Source organism: Streptomyces coeruleorubidus (assembly GCF_028885415.1).
GTDB classification, from domain to species: domain Bacteria; phylum Actinomycetota; class Actinomycetes; order Streptomycetales; family Streptomycetaceae; genus Streptomyces; species Streptomyces coeruleorubidus_A.
Window position 1 is genome coordinate 3,605,127 of record NZ_CP118527.1, and the last position, 15,188, is coordinate 3,620,314.

Annotated in this window: 12 protein-coding genes and 2 pseudogenes; 9 read left to right on the forward strand and 5 right to left on the reverse strand. The window is 71.2% G+C overall.

The genetic code is table 11. The features are described from left to right. Positions 1–128 precede the first annotated feature (128 nt). The 4 genes from PV963_RS16690 (at position 129) to PV963_RS16705 (ending at position 4,678) form a co-directional block, all read left to right on the forward strand. Complete coding sequence (locus tag PV963_RS16690) at positions 129–1,595, forward strand: sodium:solute symporter (RefSeq protein ID WP_274816530.1); 1,467 nt, start codon at positions 129–131, stop codon at positions 1,593–1,595. A gap of 76 nt (positions 1,596–1,671) precedes the next feature. Further along, positions 1,672–2,655 carry an agmatinase gene (gene speB, locus PV963_RS16695; protein ID WP_086561890.1) on the forward strand — a complete coding sequence of 328 codons (984 nt, stop codon included), beginning with the start codon at positions 1,672–1,674 and terminating at the stop codon, positions 2,653–2,655. Then, entirely contained in the window at positions 2,652–4,337 is a 1,686-nt protein-coding gene (locus PV963_RS16700) for a thiamine pyrophosphate-binding protein (protein WP_274816531.1), read from the forward strand. Before speB ends, PV963_RS16700 begins: the two co-directional genes overlap by 4 nt. A gap of 98 nt (positions 4,338–4,435) precedes the next feature. Further along, positions 4,436–4,678 carry a DUF6411 family protein gene (locus PV963_RS16705; RefSeq protein WP_274816532.1) on the forward strand — a complete coding sequence of 81 codons (243 nt, stop codon included), beginning with the start codon at positions 4,436–4,438 and terminating at the stop codon, positions 4,676–4,678. A 135-nt stretch (positions 4,679–4,813) separates the two neighbouring features. Here PV963_RS16705 and PV963_RS16710 read toward each other — a convergent pair whose 3' ends face one another. From PV963_RS16710 to PV963_RS16725, 4 genes and pseudogenes are all read right to left on the reverse strand, one after another. Then, on the reverse strand, positions 4,814–5,248 hold the full coding sequence (locus PV963_RS16710) for an ATP-binding protein (protein WP_274816533.1): 435 nt from the start codon (positions 5,246–5,248) through the stop codon (positions 4,814–4,816). 152 nt (positions 5,249–5,400) lie between these two features. After that, positions 5,401–6,015 carry a hypothetical protein gene (locus tag PV963_RS16715; RefSeq protein ID WP_274816534.1) on the reverse strand — a complete coding sequence of 205 codons (615 nt, stop codon included), beginning with the start codon at positions 6,013–6,015 and terminating at the stop codon, positions 5,401–5,403. A 315-nt stretch (positions 6,016–6,330) separates the two neighbouring features. Continuing rightward, positions 6,331–6,873, reverse strand: a pseudogene (locus PV963_RS16720) (RNA-guided endonuclease InsQ/TnpB family protein); the annotation flags it as partial. A gap of 131 nt (positions 6,874–7,004) precedes the next feature. Then, positions 7,005–7,310: pseudogene (locus tag PV963_RS16725) on the reverse strand (hypothetical protein); the annotation flags it as partial. Positions 7,311–7,455: 145 nt separating this feature from the next. Between PV963_RS16725 and PV963_RS16730 the strand changes: the two are divergent. Both PV963_RS16730 and PV963_RS16735 read left to right on the forward strand, forming a co-directional pair. Beyond that, on the forward strand, positions 7,456–8,307 hold the full coding sequence (locus PV963_RS16730; RefSeq protein WP_274816535.1) for a serine hydrolase: 852 nt from the start codon (positions 7,456–7,458) through the stop codon (positions 8,305–8,307). An 86-nt stretch (positions 8,308–8,393) separates the two neighbouring features. Beyond that, positions 8,394–9,419, forward strand: a complete 1,026-nt coding sequence (locus PV963_RS16735; protein ID WP_274816536.1) for an esterase-like activity of phytase family protein — start codon at positions 8,394–8,396, stop codon at positions 9,417–9,419. A gap of 589 nt (positions 9,420–10,008) precedes the next feature. Here PV963_RS16735 and PV963_RS16740 read toward each other — a convergent pair. Further along, on the reverse strand, positions 10,009–10,605 hold the full coding sequence (locus tag PV963_RS16740; protein ID WP_274816537.1) for an SACE_7040 family transcriptional regulator: 597 nt from the start codon (positions 10,603–10,605) through the stop codon (positions 10,009–10,011). 86 nt (positions 10,606–10,691) lie between these two features. Between PV963_RS16740 and PV963_RS16745 the strand changes: the two genes are divergently transcribed. Genes PV963_RS16745 through PV963_RS16755 form a run of 3 tightly spaced genes read left to right on the forward strand, consistent with a single transcriptional unit; the run spans position 10,692 to position 15,186 of the window. Next, positions 10,692–12,308, forward strand: coding sequence for a carboxyl transferase domain-containing protein (locus PV963_RS16745; RefSeq protein WP_274816538.1), 1,617 nt, complete (start codon positions 10,692–10,694; stop codon positions 12,306–12,308). Between the two features lie 14 nt (positions 12,309–12,322). Continuing rightward, a complete protein-coding gene (locus PV963_RS16750) occupies positions 12,323–14,239 on the forward strand; it encodes a biotin carboxylase N-terminal domain-containing protein (protein ID WP_274816539.1) in 1,917 nt (638 codons plus the stop codon). Beyond that, positions 14,236–15,186 carry a hydroxymethylglutaryl-CoA lyase gene (locus tag PV963_RS16755; RefSeq protein ID WP_274816540.1) on the forward strand — a complete coding sequence of 317 codons (951 nt, stop codon included), beginning with the start codon at positions 14,236–14,238 and terminating at the stop codon, positions 15,184–15,186. The genes PV963_RS16750 and PV963_RS16755 overlap by 4 nt, the downstream gene beginning before the upstream one ends. Positions 15,187–15,188: the final 2 nt, after the last annotated feature.

Here is a 15,188-nt window from a genome sequence, read left to right on the forward strand (position 1 = left end):
AGTCCGCGCCGCTCGAATGGATGAAACGTACACTTCGCAGTCGCTTTTCGGCCACCTAGGGTCAGTCCTCGTCAACCGCGTCCCCCACGACCGAGCCCCGCGCCCCGTGCGTGCGCGAAGGAGGCCCCATGGCCGTCGACTACCTGGTGATCGTCGTCTACCTGGCCGGCATGCTCGCCATGGGCTGGTGGGGCATGCGCCGCGCCCGGTCCAAGAGCGAGTTCCTGGTGGCCGGCCGCCGGCTCGGCCCGGCCATGTACTCCGGCACCATGGCGGCGATCGTCCTCGGCGGCGCCTCCACCATCGGCGGTGTGGGCCTCGGCTACCAGTACGGCCTGTCCGGCGCCTGGATGGTCTTCACCATCGGCCTCGGTCTGCTCGCCCTCTCCGTCTTCTTCTCCGCCCGCATCGCCCGGCTGAAGGTCTACACCGTCTCCGAGATGCTCGACCTGCGCTACGGAGGCGGCCGGGCCGGCGTCATCTCCGGTGTCGTCATGTGGGCGTACACCCTCATGCTCGCGGTGACCTCGACCATCGCCTACGCCACGATCTTCGACGTCCTGTTCGACATGAATCGCACGCTCGCGATCGTCCTCGGCGGCTCGATCGTCGTCGCGTACTCCACCCTCGGCGGGATGTGGTCGATCACCCTGACGGACATGGTGCAGTTCGTCGTGAAGACCATCGGCGTACTGCTCCTGCTGCTGCCGATCGCCGTCGTGAAGGCGGGCGGGTTCAGTGAGATGAAGGCGCAACTGCCCACCGAGTACTTCGACCCGCTCGGCATCGGCGGCGAGACGATCTTCACCTACGTGCTGATCTACACCTTCGGCATGCTCATCGGGCAGGACATCTGGCAGCGCGTGTTCACCGCACGCAGCGACCGGACCGCCCGGTGGGGCGGGACGATCGCCGGTACCTACTGCCTCGCGTACGCCCTCGCCGGTGCCGTCATCGGTACGGCGGCCAAGGTGCTGTACCCGAAGCTCGGCAGCGCGGACGACGCCTTCGCGACCATCGTGAAGGAGGAACTGCCCGTCGGAGTACGGGGGTTGGTGCTGGCCGCCGCCCTGGCCGCCGTGATGTCGACGTCCTCGGGCGCGCTGATCGCCTGCGCCACCGTCGCCAACAACGACATCTGGTCCCGGCTGCGGGGCATCGGCAAGGGTTCTCCGGCCGAGGACCACGACGAGGTGAAGGGCAATCGTGCCTTCATCCTGCTCATGGGCCTCGCGGTCATCGCCACGGCCATCGCGATCGACGACGTCGTGCAGGCGCTGACCGTCGCCTACAACCTCCTCGTCGGCGGACTGCTCGTGCCGATCCTCGGCGGGCTGGTGTGGAAGCGGGGCACGGTGTACGGCGCCCTCGCCTCCGTCGTGGTCGGCGGACTCGCGGTCATAGTGCTGATGGCGACGCACGGCATCCTCGCCAACGAGCCCGTCTACTACGGCCTGCTCGCCTCGCTCGCCGCGTACGTGATCGTCTCCCTGGCCACCCCCGCCACCGACGCCGCCGTCCTCGCCGCCTGGCGCGAGCGGCTCGCCGGACGGTCCCCCGAACTCGTGTCCGAACCGGTCACGGCTCCCCAGTAGAGTCGTAGAGCAAGCAGTACATAGCTGTAGATAGCAGTGCATACGCGATGAAGCGTAGGAGAGAAGGCATTTCCTCATGAGCAGCAACGAGACTCCCCGCGGGCCCGTCGACTCCTCCCGCGTCCCGCGGTACGCCGGTCCCGCGACCTTCGCCCGGCTGCCCCGGCTCGACGAGGTCGGCGGACGGGCCGACGTCGCCGTGGTGGGCGTGCCGTTCGACTCGGGTGTCTCGTACCGGCCGGGCGCCCGCTTCGGCGGCAACGCGATCCGTGAGGCGTCCCGGCTGCTGCGCCCCTACAACCCGGCACAGGACGCCTCCCCGTTCGCCCTCGCCCAGGTCGCGGACGGCGGCGACATCGCCGTGAACCCGTTCAACATCAACGAGGCCGTCGAGACCGTCGAGGCCGCCGCGGACGACCTGCTCGGCTCGGGCGCCCGCCTGATGACCCTCGGCGGCGACCACACCATCGCGCTGCCGCTGCTGCGGTCGGTGGCGAAGAAGCACGGCCCGGTGGCCCTGCTGCACTTCGACGCCCACCTCGACACCTGGGACACCTACTTCGGCGCCGAGTACACGCACGGCACCCCGTTCCGCCGCGCGGTCGAGGAGGGCATCCTCGACACCTCCGCCCTGTCCCACGTCGGCACGCGCGGCCCGCTCTACGGCAAGCAGGACCTGACCGACGACGAGAAGATGGGCTTCGGCATCGTCACCTCGGCGGACGTCTACCGGCGCGGCGCCGACGAGGTCGCCGACCAGCTGCGCCAGCGCATCGGCGACCGGCCGCTGTACATCTCCATCGACATCGACTGCCTCGACCCGGCCCACGCCCCCGGCACCGGCACGCCCGAGGCCGGCGGCATGACCTCGCGCGAGCTGCTGGAGATCCTGCGCGGGCTGGCGTCCTGCAACCTCGTCTCGGCGGACGTCGTCGAGGTGGCCCCCGCGTACGATCACGCGGAGATCACATCGGTGGCCGCGTCCCACACGGCGTACGAACTGACCACGATCATGTCGCGCCAGATCGCCGCGGCCCGGAAGGACTCGGAAGCGCAGTGACTCACGACCACGACCTGGTGCTCCGCCCGACGCCCGCCCAGACGGAGGCCGCCCTGAACTCTCCTCCCGGCCGCAACGGCGGAGACCTGGTCGTGGAGACGCTGGCCGGGCTGGGCGCCACGACCGTCTTCGGCCTGCCCGGCCAGCACGCCCTCGGCATGTTCGACGCGCTGCGCCGCTCGGACCTCAGGTATGTCGGCCTGCGGGTGGAGAACAACGCCGGGTTCGCGGCGGACGCGTACGGCCGGATCACGGGTGAGGCGGCGCCGCTGCTGCTGTCGACGGGGCCGGGAGCGCTGACCTCGCTGGCGGCGCTCCAGGAGGCGGCGGCCGCCTCCGCGCCCGTGCTGGCGATCAGCAGCCAGGTCCCCACCGCGGGGCTCGGCGGCGGCCGCCACGGCTATCTGCACGAACTGCCCGACCAGGCGGCCTCGTTCCGGGGCGTGGTGAAGTCGGTCCACACCGTCCGCACCCAGTCACAGATCCCGTCCGCCATCGAGGCGGCCTGGAAGTCGGCGCTGAGCGCCCCGCACGGGCCGGTGTGGGTGGAGATCCCGCAGGACGTGCTGCTCGCCGAGACGGCGATCCCGGTGGTGACCGGCGGCGACGCCTTCCCCGAGGAGCTGCCGCCGCGCCCCGAACTGACCGCCGTGGCCGCCGACCTGCTGTCGAAGGCGGCCCGCCCGGCGATCATCGCGGGCGGCGGAGTGGTCCGGGCGGACGCGTCGAAGAAGCTGCGTCAGCTGGCCGAGACCCTTCAAGCGCCGGTCGTCACGACGCCGGGCGGCAAGGGCGCGTTCCCCTGGTCGCACCCGCTGTCACTCCAGTCCTGGATGGAGGACCGCCACACCACGGAGTTCCTGGAGGACGCGGACGTACTCCTCGTCGTCGGCTCGGGTCTCGGCGAACTCTCCTCGAACTACCACACCTTCAAGCCGCGCGGCCGGGTCGTCCAGATCGAGGCCGACCTCGGCAAGCTGGAGTCCAACCACCCGGCCCTGGGCATCCACGCGGACGCCCGCCTCGCCTTGCAGGCGCTGCTGGAGACGGTCTCCGAGCGGCAGGACCCGACGGCGCCGGAGCGCGTCCGCGCGCTGCTCGCGAAGGTCGCCGAGCGCATCGCCGCCCAGGAACTCACCCTGGAACAGGAGGTGTTGGCGTCGGTACGGAAGGCGCTCCCCGCCGACTCCCCGTCCTTCTGGGACATGACGATCCTCGCGTACTGGGCCTGGTCGGCCTTCGACGCCAAGGGCCCCAACCACATGCACTCCGCACAGGGCGCGGGCGGCCTCGGCTACGCCTTCCCGGCGGCACTCGGCGCGGCGGTGGCCGACCCGACCCGGCCGGTCCTCGCCGTCTCCGGCGACGGCGGCGCCCTGTACTCGATCGCCGAGCTGGCGACGGCCCGCCAGTACGGCCTGAACGTCACCTGGCTGATCGTCGACGACGGCGGCTACGGCATCCTGCGCGAGTACATGACCGACGCGTTCGGCGAGGCGACCGCGACGGAGCTGACCCGGCCGGACTACGTGGCACTGGCGGAGTCCTTCGGCGTCCCCGGGGTCCGTACGACCCCGGAGAACCTGGAGCAGGACCTCGCGAAGCAACTCGCGTCGCCCGGGCCCTCGGTGGTCCTGCTCCCGGCCGTGCTGCGGATGTTCGCGCCGACGCACCTGGACTGAGCGGCGGCCGGTCCGACCAGGCCGTTTCTTCGCTCCTCACATGGACGGGACAGAGCGGGGCACCCGTGTACCCGTTCACCAGCGAAGGGGAGCTGATCATGGTAGTCGCCACCGTCATCGTCGGGTGTGTGGTCCTGGCCGTCCTGGCCTTCCTCGTCCCCCGTCTCTCCCGCCACCCCGAACGCGGCGCGCAACGTACGCTCGGTGCCGGGGCCCGGGCCGGTGGCAAAGCGCCCGGCATTCTGGGCCGGCTCTTCAGCAAGCCCTTCCACAGCAGTTCGCGCGCGGTGAGCCGCAGCGGTTCGGCAGGTCGCCGCTCCCGCGGCCGCATGCCCTTCTGACCGACGACGCGGGCCGAGCGGGGAGAATGGTCATGAACGCCGCGCCGCGGTCACCGCGTACGCCCACAGGGGTCACCGTCACCACGGCGGTGACCCCGACCGTCAGGACCCGCACGGCGCACCGGTGAGCAGAACTCAGTTACTGCTGCCGTCATGCCGGTCGTTGCCGGTATCGGTACCGGCGGGGCGGAAGCATGCCGTCACCGTCTTGCCGTTCCGCTGGCACCGCATCCCCCACTCATCGGCGAGCTTCTGCACGATCGCCACTCCGCGGCCGGAGACATCCCCCGGCTCTGGTTCGCGCTGGCGCGGCAGCGTCGGGTCCTCGTCGTGGACGCTCACATGAAGGCAGTCGCCGTCCCATGTGAGGACCAGATGCGCGTCGCTGTGCGCGTGGATGTGCGCATTGGTGATCAGCTCGGACACGGCCAGCACGATGGCGTCCACCGTGTCCGGCTCCGCAGCGGTCCAGGGCAGGGACTCGAGACGCCTGCGTGTCCACTCCCGCCCGGCGCGTACTCCCTCGGACACGGGGAACGAGTGCGCCCATCCCATCGCCTTCACCGCCACTGCCCCGACCTCCTCTCCCTCGGCCCCACGCACGTGAATGAACCGAGTACCCGGCGCCCGCCTCAACAGACACGATGCGGTGGGCCGCCCGCGACTTTCCGGCCGGCCCACCCCACACGCCAGTTACTTCTCGAGCACGGCTCGAACACTGCCTAGAGGCCGTCGCGGACCATCGCGGCGACGAGGTGGACGTGGCGGTCGGCCGCCGTGTTCGACATCTCGTTCTCGAAGTTCAGGCCGTAGGGCCAGAAGTGGCCGCCGCCGGTGGAGATCTTCGCTCCGGAGCCGTCGTACTGCTTGACCAGCGCGGTCGCCTGCCCGCCGGTCCAGGTGCCGCTGCCGCCGAGTCGGGACCAGCCCGAGCTGGTGCCCACGCCGATGGTGTGGGCGATCTCGTGCAGAGCCGTCCGCTCGGTCATGTAGCTGCGGTTGCTGCCGAAGCGGATCGTCCCGTTGATGTTGCCGTCGGCGGTGGGGACGCCCGGCTCGTAGCGGACGGTGATGGTCTTGCCCAGGTCACTGAGGTTGTTGTAGCGGGCCACCGCCGCGTTCATGGCCCGGGTGATGGCGTCGTAGGCGGTGCGCTGGTCCTCGGTGGGGTTGCTCGCCCGCACGAGGGACCAGGTGATGGTGGCCGCGGCGGCGCGTTCGCGGGCCGGGGCGGGTGCGGTGTGGGAGGCGGTCTGGGGGGTGGCGGCCTGGGCGACGGTCGGGCCGGTCAGCAGTGCGGCCGTGAGGGCGGCTATGACTGCTTTGCGTGGGCTCATTGAGGATCCTCCTGTGGGGGTGGCCGTGACAAAGCTTGCGAAACTTCGTACGGCGTTCGGGATCTCGGACATGCGGACCCACTGTCGAATCAGCTCGGATACGACGAACCCTCGTCACTGAAGCGGCAGTTGACGCGCTGTCGACCGCAAGTATCCCGGTGGGAAAGGCGGCGTCAAGAGTTTCGGCAGGGGTCAGTGGAACGGCCCCCTGACCGTGGTGTCAGAGGGCCGTTCGCCGGTGGGACGGGGATCAGCTGACGTCGGACGGGTCGAGACGTTGAAGTGCTCTCCCGGCTGGAGCCGGGAGATTCCTGCCTACCTTGCGGTGGCGGGCTTGACGCGTTTGCGCGCCTGACGACTGCACCTTCCGGCAGCCGGGATCGCCACGAGGCCGATCCGGTACAGGTGCAAGATGTTCCGGGCTGCGTTGAAGTCGGCGTTGCCCGACCATCCGCAGTGCGGGTTCTTGCATACGAACGTGGCCTGGTCTTCCCGGCTGCCCGGTGTGGTGAGGCCGCAGGCTGAGCAGCGCTGGGAGGTTCCGGGAGCCGGGACCTTGACCAGGGTGCCGCCGCGCTGGGCAAGCTTGTACGTCAACATCGCGGTCGTGCGGCCCCATGCCTCCTGGCTGATGGAGCGGTTGAGACCGGCCTTGGCCTTGACGTTCCTGCCCGGCTCTTCGACGGTGCCCCGAGCGGACTTGACCATGTTCGTGATGGTGAGTGCTTCGACCACCACGACGCCGTAGGTGCGGGCGAGGTAGGTGGTGGTCTGATGCTGCCAGTCAAGGGCTCGTCGCGTGGCTTTTGCTCGGAGCTGCTTGATCTGGTCGTAGGTGTGCTGCAAGCGCGACGAGCTCACTGTCGGCACCTCCGCCCAGGCCGCCGGGCCGAGCACTGGCCCCGGAGCCACTGGTCCCGCCGGGGGCCTGCCCACTCTGCCCGTTCTGCCCACCGGGGGGCGCCTCGCCACCCGGGAAGCCGCCGCCCGGGAAGCCCCGGCCGCCACCACCCCCGCCCCCGGGCCCGCCGAAGCCGCTGCCCGTCGACGGTGAGGAAGTTCCCGGCGTCCAACGAGCCGAAGAACCAGGCCTTCCAGCTCTGCGTGCCGCTCAGCACGGCGGCGCTGTAGAAGCTGTTCAGGCTGGAGCCGGACAGGTTCCAGGAGTAGAGCACCGCCGCCAGGGCGAGGATCGCGAGCAGCACGGGGAGCGACCAGCGCGGGGCTGACCTTTCCCCCGGCGGGGGTGAGGGCGGCGCGGCGGTGCGGAGCTGGGATTCGGTGGCAGATGTCACCTCAGCATCGCGGACAGCCCTGGTTTGTGGCCGCTGTGCCGAAGCTGGTGCTTTCCTGTGAAACCACACAGCGCCCGGTAACGACTCGCACAAACCTTCGCCAAGTCGCACAACCTTTACCCCGACCTGATGAGTCATGGGGTGCATGACTTCTGGGATATCCCGCCGCGCGAGAGTGCTGGCGGCGGCCGTGGGTACGGGCGTGCTCGTGCCGCTCGTCGCCGCCGCCACGCCCGCCTCCGCCGCCACTCCGGCCGTGACCTGTACGTCCGCCAAGGCCGGCCTCGCCGCCAAGCTGAAGCAGGACATCAGCGCCGCGCTCGCCACCCGCAAGGGCACCGTCGCCGTCGGCCTCTACGACCGCAGCACCAACACGACCTGCACCCTGCGCGCGGGCACCGCCTACGACTCGGCCAGCGTCGTCAAGGTCACCGTCCTCGCCACGCTGCTGTGGGACGCGAAGAAGACGAACCGGTATCTCACCGACCGCGAGAACACCCTCGCCAAGGCCATGATCACCAAGTCGGACAACGCCGCGACCTCCACCCTGTGGAAGCAGCTCGGCATGACGAAGATCAGGGGCTTCCTCGCCGCCGCCGGCATGACCCAGACCAAGCCCGGCGCGAACGGCTACTGGGGCCTGACACAGATCACCGTCACCGACGAGCAGAAGCTGCTGAAGCTCCTGACCGCCAGGAACACGGTCCTGAGCGACAACTCCCGTGCCTACATCCTCAAGCTGATGGGCCAGGTCGTCTCGTCCCAGCGCTGGGGCACGCCGTACGGAGTGCCCTCGGGCGTCACCGTGGCCGTGAAGAACGGCTGGCTGCAACGCTCCACGAACGGCTGGCGGGTGCACAGCGTCGGCGCGTTCAAGGGCGGCGGCCACGACTACATGATCACTGTGCTCACCCACGGCAACAGCACGATGAACTACGGCATCGCGACCATCCAGGCCGTGGTCAAGGTCATCCACAAGGACCTGGCCGCGAGCTGACCGTCCGTCCGCGGACACCTGTTCGCAAGCCGACCCTTCACCGTGCGGCCTACCCGACGTCACCGGCCCGCCCTACGGTGACGCCCATGCCCCTGAGAACCCACCTCGCCCTCCTCACCGCGGGCCTGGCGGCGGCCACGTGCCTGACCGCCGTCGGCCCCGCACAGGCGCACACCCGGCACGCCTGCTCGCCGGCCGTCTCCATCGACGGCTTCTCCGACGCGCTCGACAAGACGACGTACGAGAACACCTACGTCGGCAACTTCTCCGCGCTGGCCGTGGACCGGGACGGCTCACTGGCCGCCCTCTCCGACCGCTCGTCCCTCTTCCGCCTGGACGCGAGGACGCTGAAGCCCCGGTCCGTGGTCCCGCTCACCGACGAGAACGGCACCGCGCTCGACTCCGAGGGCCTGGCCGTCGACCGCGACGGCACGCGCCTGGTCACCTCCGAGACCGAGCCCTCCGTACGCCGCTACTCCCGCACCGGCACGCTCCTCGACCGCCTCCCGGTCCCGGACGCCCTGCGCGTGAGCCCCGCGGGCCGCGCCCGGCCCAACGGCACGTTCGAGGGCCTGACCCTGCTGCCCGGCGGCCGCACCCTACTGGCCTCCATGGAGTACGCGCTCTCCGGCGACGACTCGACGATCGTCCGCTTCCAGACCTGGCGCAGGACGCCGCACGGCCACTTCACGCTCGGCGCCCAGTACGCCTACCGCACGGACCCCGGCCTGGGCGTCCCCGAGGTCCAGGCGACCCCCGACGGCCGCCTCCTGGTCCTGGAACGAGGCTTCACCTCCGGCGTGGGCAACACGGTCCGCCTCTACCTGGCCGACCCCCGCAAGGCGACGGACACGAGCGCCGTCGAGACGCTACCGGCCGGCCCCGAGACCCGCCTGGTCAACAAGACCCTCCTCACCGACCTCGCGACCTGCCCCTCCCTCGGCGCAACGGCCAAACAGCCCCAGCCGAACCCCCTCCTCGACAACATCGAGGCCATGACGATCACGGGCCGGACGAAGTCCACCCTGAAGGTCCTCCTCGCCAGCGACGACAACGAGAACAAGACCCAGACGACCCGCTTCTACGCCCTCCGGGTGAGGACAACGCCCTAAACCCACCCGGCCGTCCAAGGCGGACCCTTCCCACGACCGACACGAAGCGCACGCGTGACGGCTGCCCGGCCGCTCGCTCATCCGCTCTTCAAGCGGCCGGGCAGCGGCTCCGGGATCCGCCGGGGGGGCCTCCACCGGAGGTGCGGGGCCTCGTCGGGGGTGCAGGGCCTCCGTCGGGCCGCCGTTGGGGGGTGCAGGGCCTCCGTCGGGAGAGCAGGGGACTAACTCCCCGCCGGGGCGCAGGGGCGGAGCCCCGAGGCGAGGACGGCTTCTAACGGCTTCGCGCGCGCGTGTGTGGGCAACCCCGAGGGGGCGCAGGGGGCGGAGCCCCCGCCAGGGTCCGGGGCGCAGCCCCGACACAAGCTCAGCTTCTTGTCCAACCGCGTCGGACGGGTGGGTGGGCGAAGGCCGGGGGCGCAGGGGGCGAAGCCCCCGCCGGAGTCCGGGGCGGAGCCCCGAGACGAGGGCAGCCTCATGTCCAAGCGCTTCGGGTGGGCGGGTGGGCAACCCCCGGGGTGCGGGGCGGAGCCCCGCGCGGCGCCGGCCTCCTGGCCGACAGCTAAGGGTGGGCGGGTGGGCAAACCCCCCGCTAAACCCCCACCGCCGCAAACGCCCCCCGAGCCATCCGATGCAGCAACTCCGCCGTAGCCCCCCGCCCGGGCAAAGACCCCGCCCTCCCCAGATGCGGCGTCGAGTTCAGCAGCCCGAACACCGAGTGCACAGCCGATCGCGCCGCAGGCTCCTCCAACCCGGGGTACACCTCCCGCACCACCCCCACCCACAGCTCCACATACTGCCGCTGAAGCTGCCGCACCATCTTCCGGTCGCTGTCCCGGAGGCGATCCAGCTCCCGATCGTGCAGGGTGATCAGAGGCCGGTCATCGAGCGCGAAGTCGATATGCCCCTCGATCAGCGAGTCGAGGACCGCCTCCGCCCCCGCACCCCCGTCCGCCTCCGCCACCCGCCGCTTCGCCCCGGTCAGCAACTGCCCGCTGATCCCCACCAGCAGCTCCGCGAGCATCGCGTCCTTGCCCGCGAAGTGCCGGTACAGCCCGGGCCCGCTGATCCCGACAGCGGCACCTATCTCGTCGACTCCGACCCCGTGGAAGCCCCGCTCGGCGAACAGCCGCGCGGCCTCCTTGAGGATCTGCTCGCGTCGGGTGGGGGCGTCGGTTCTCGTGGCCATGAAATCAATTCTAGACAGGGAGGTTAGCGCTCGTTAACCTGAAGGAAATGCGTTAACGCTCATTAACAAGGTGAGGGGACCGCAGGATGCACGAGGCACCGGAGCTCACGAGCGCGGCAGACCCCGCGTCGGAGGCCTTTCGGGCCAACGAGGAGGCGCACCGCACCCTCGTGGAGGAGCTGCGCGCCAAGCTGGCCGCAGCCGCACAGGGCGGCGGTGAGAAGGCCCGCGCCCGCCACACCGCGCGCGGCAAGCTGCTCCCCCGCGACCGCGTCGACACCCTCCTCGACCCGGGCTCGCCCTTCCTGGAGCTGGCCCCGCTCGCGGCCGACGGGATGTACGAGGGCCAGGCCCCGGCCGCCGGCGTCATCGCCGGCATCGGCCGGGTCAGCGGCCGCGAAACCGTGATCGTCGCCAACGACGCCACGGTCAAGGGCGGCACGTATTACCCGATGACGGTCAAGAAGCACCTCCGCGCCCAGGAGGTCGCCCTCGACAACCGCCTCCCCTGCGTCTACCTCGTGGACTCCGGCGGCGCCTTCCTCCCCATGCAGGACGAGGTCTTCCCGGACCGCGACCACTTCGGCCGGATCTTCTACAACCAGGCCCGGATGTCCGGCGCCGGCATCCCCCAGATCGCCGCCGTCCTCGGCTCGTGCACGGCCGGCGGGGCGTACGTCCCGGCGATGAGCGACGAGGCGGTGATCGTCCGCGACCAGGGCACGATCTTCCTGGGCGGACCGCCCCTGGTGAAGGCGGCCACCGGCGAGGTCGTCACGGCGGAGGAGCTGGGCGGCGGCGAGGTCCACTCCCGCGTCTCGGGCGTCACGGACCACCTCGCGGAGAACGACGCGCACGCACTCCGCATCGTCCGCACGATCGTCTCCACCCTCCCCACTCGAGGACCGCTCCCCTGGGAGGTCACGGAGCCCACGGAACCCAAGGTCGACCCCCACGGCCTCTACGGCGCCGTCCCGGTCGACTCCCGCACCCCGTACGACGTACGGGAGATCATCGCGCGCGTGGTGGACGGCTCCCGTTTCGCCGAGTTCAAGTCCGAGTTCGGCCAGACCTTGGTCACGGGCTTCGCCCGGATCCACGGCCACCCGGTGGGCATCGTCGCCAACAACGGCATCCTGTTCTCCGAGTCCGCCCAGAAGGGCGCCCACTTCATCGAGCTGTGCGACCAGCGCGGCATCCCGCTGGTGTTCCTGCAGAACATCTCGGGGTTCATGGTCGGCCGGGACTACGAGGCGGGCGGCATCGCCAAGCACGGCGCCAAGATGGTCACGGCCGTGGCCTGCACACGCGTACCGAAGCTGACGGTCGTGGTCGGCGGCTCGTACGGCGCGGGCAACTACTCGATGTGCGGCCGGGCGTACTCCCCCCGCTTCCTGTGGATGTGGCCGAACGCCAAGATCTCCGTCATGGGCGGCGAGCAGGCCGCCTCGGTCCTCGCGACCGTCAAGCGGGACCAGCTTCAGGCGCGCGGCGAGTCCTGGCCGGCCGAGGACGAGGACGCCTTCAAGGCCCCGATCCGCGCCCAGTACGAGCGCCAGGGGAACGCCTACTACGCGACGGCCCGCCTCTGGGACGACGGTGTGATCGACCCGCTGGACACCCGGCAGGTCCTGGGTCTGGCCCTGACCGCCTGCGCCAACGCGCCCCTGGGTGACCCCCAGTTCGGCGTCTTCCGGATGTGAGGGGACGGACGACGATGTTCGAGACAGTGCTGGTGGCCAACCGGGGCGAGATCGCCGTACGGGTCATCCGTACGCTGCGGTCGATGGGCGTGCGCTCGGTGGCCGTCTTCTCCGACGCGGACGCCGACGCCCGCCACGTCCGCGAGGCGGACACGGCGGTGCGGATCGGACCGGCCCCGGCGTCGATGAGCTATCTGTCGGCGGAGCGCCTGCTTCAGGCGGCGGCGCGCACGGGCGCCCAGGCCGTCCACCCCGGCTACGGCTTCCTCGCCGAGAACGCCGCCTTCGCGCGCGCCTGCGCCGAGGCCGGCCTGGTCTTCATCGGCCCTCCGGCGGACGCGATCTCCCTCATGGGCGACAAGATCCGCGCCAAGGAGACGGTCCGGGCGGCCGGGGTGCCGGTCGTCCCCGGCGGACGCGACCCGGATCTGGCCGAGGCGGCCCGCGAGCTGGGCGCGCCCGTGCTGCTGAAGCCGAGCGCGGGCGGCGGCGGCAAGGGCATGCGCCTGGTGCGGGACCTGACCCGGCTGGAGGAGGAGATCGCCGCGGCCCGCCGCGAGGCCCGCGCCTCCTTCGGCGACGACACGCTCCTGGTGGAGCGCTGGATCGACCGCCCCCGCCACATCGAGATCCAGGTCCTGGCCGACGGTCACGGCCATGTCGTCCATCTGGGCGAGCGCGAGTGCTCCCTCCAGCGCCGCCACCAGAAGATCATCGAGGAGGCGCCGAGCGTGCTCCTCGACGAGCGGACGCGCTCCGCGATGGGCGAGGCTGCGGTCCAGGCGGCCCGCTCCTGCGGCTACCGGGGGGCCGGCACAGTCGAGTTCATCGTCCCGGGCAGCGACCCGTCGTCGTACTACTTCATGGAGATGAACACCCGCCTGCAGGTGGAACACCCGGTCACGGAGCTCGTCACCGGCCTGGACCTGGTCGAGTGGCAGCTGCGGGTGGCGGCCGGCGAGCCCCTGGCCTTCGCGCAGGAGGACGTACGCCTGACGGGTCACGCGGTGGAGGCCCGCATCTGCGCCGAGGACCCCGCGCGCGGCTTCCTCCCCTCAGGCGGCACGGTCCTGAGGCTCCGTGAACCCCAGGGCGACGGCATCCGCACCGACTCGGGCCTCACGGAGGGCACTGAGGTCGGCAGCCTCTACGACCCGATGCTCTCGAAGGTCATCGCGTACGGCCCCGACCGCGCGACGGCGCTGCGCAAGCTCCGTTCGGCCCTGGCGGAGACGGTCACGCTGGGGGTGCAGACCAACGCCGGTTTCCTGCGCCGGCTGCTCGCCCACCCGGCGGTGGTCGCCGGCGACATCGACACCGGCCTGGTCGAGCGGGAGGTCGAGGGGCTGGTCCCGACGGAGGTACCAGAAGAGGTGTACGAGGCGGCGGCGGCCGTACGTCTGGACGCGCTGACGCCCGAGCCCGGCGGCTGGACGGACCCCTTCTCGGTCCCCAGCGGCTGGCGACTGGGCGGGGAGCGGAAACCGCCCGCCTTCCACCTCAGGGTCCAGGACCCACTGGAGTACACCCCGCGCGGCACCGGCACGGTCACGGGCGACCGGGTCTCGGTGACGCTGGACGGCGTCCGCCACACCTTCCACCGCGCCGCCGACTGGCTCGGCCGCGACGGCGACGCCTGGCACGTCCGCGACCACGACCCGGTGGCCGCGTCCCTGAGCCGCGCGGCCCACGCGGGCGCCGACTCACTGACCGCGCCCATGCCGGGCACGGTGACGGTGGTGAAGGTCGCCGTCGGCGACGAGGTGAGCGCGGGCCAGAGCCTGCTGGTGGTGGAGGCGATGAAGATGGAGCACGTCATCTCCGCCCCGCACGCCGGCAAGGTCACCGAACTGGACGTTGCCCCGGGCTCGACGGTCGCCATGGACCAGGTGCTGGCGGTCATCGCACCCCACGAGGAGGCGGAGGAATGACAGTCGACGGTCTGCCGATGGTGGTCCCGGCCCAGGACCTCCCCGCCCGCGTCCGCATCCACGAGGTGGGCGCGCGCGACGGCCTGCAGAACGAGAAGGCGACGGTCCCCACCGAGATCAAGGCGGAGTTCGTCCGCCGTCTCGCCGAAGCGGGCCTGACGACGATCGAGGCGACGAGCTTCGTCCACCCCAGGTGGGTGCCCCAACTGGCCGATGCGGAACAGCTCTACCCCCTGGTCAGCGACCTCCCGGTGGCACTGCCGGTGCTGGTCCCGAACGAACGCGGCCTGGACCGCGCCCTGGCCCTGGGCGCCCGGCGGGTGGCGGTCTTCGCCAGCGCCACGGAGTCCTTCGCCAAGGCCAACCTCAACCGCACGGTGGACGAGGCACTGGCGATGTTCGAGCCGGTGGTGAGCCGGGCGAAGGCCGCGGACGTCCACGTGCGCGGCTACCTCTCCATGTGCTTCGGCGACCCCTGGGAGGGCGAGGTCCCGGTCCCCCAGGTGGTCCGCGTCTGCACGTCCCTCCTGGACATGGGCTGCGACGAGTTGAGCCTGGGCGACACGATCGGCGTGGCGACACCGGGCCATGTGGTCGCGCTCCTCGCCGCCCTGGACGAGGCGGGCGTCCCCCCGTCCGCCCTCGGCGTCCACTTCCACGACACGTACGGCCAGGCCCTCGCCAACACCCTCGCGGCCCTCCAGCAGGGCGTCACGACGGTCGACGCCTCCGCGGGCGGCCTGGGCGGCTGCCCGTACGCGAAGTCGGCGACCGGCAACCTGGCCACCGAAGACCTCGTGTGGATGCTGCGGGGCCTCGGCATCGACACCGGAATCGACCTCGGCCGCCTCGTCGCCACGAGCGCGTGGATGGCCGCCCACCTGGGCCGACCCAGCCCGTCCCGCACCGTCCGAGCCCTGTCCCACGAGGACACCGAGGAGCAGTGATC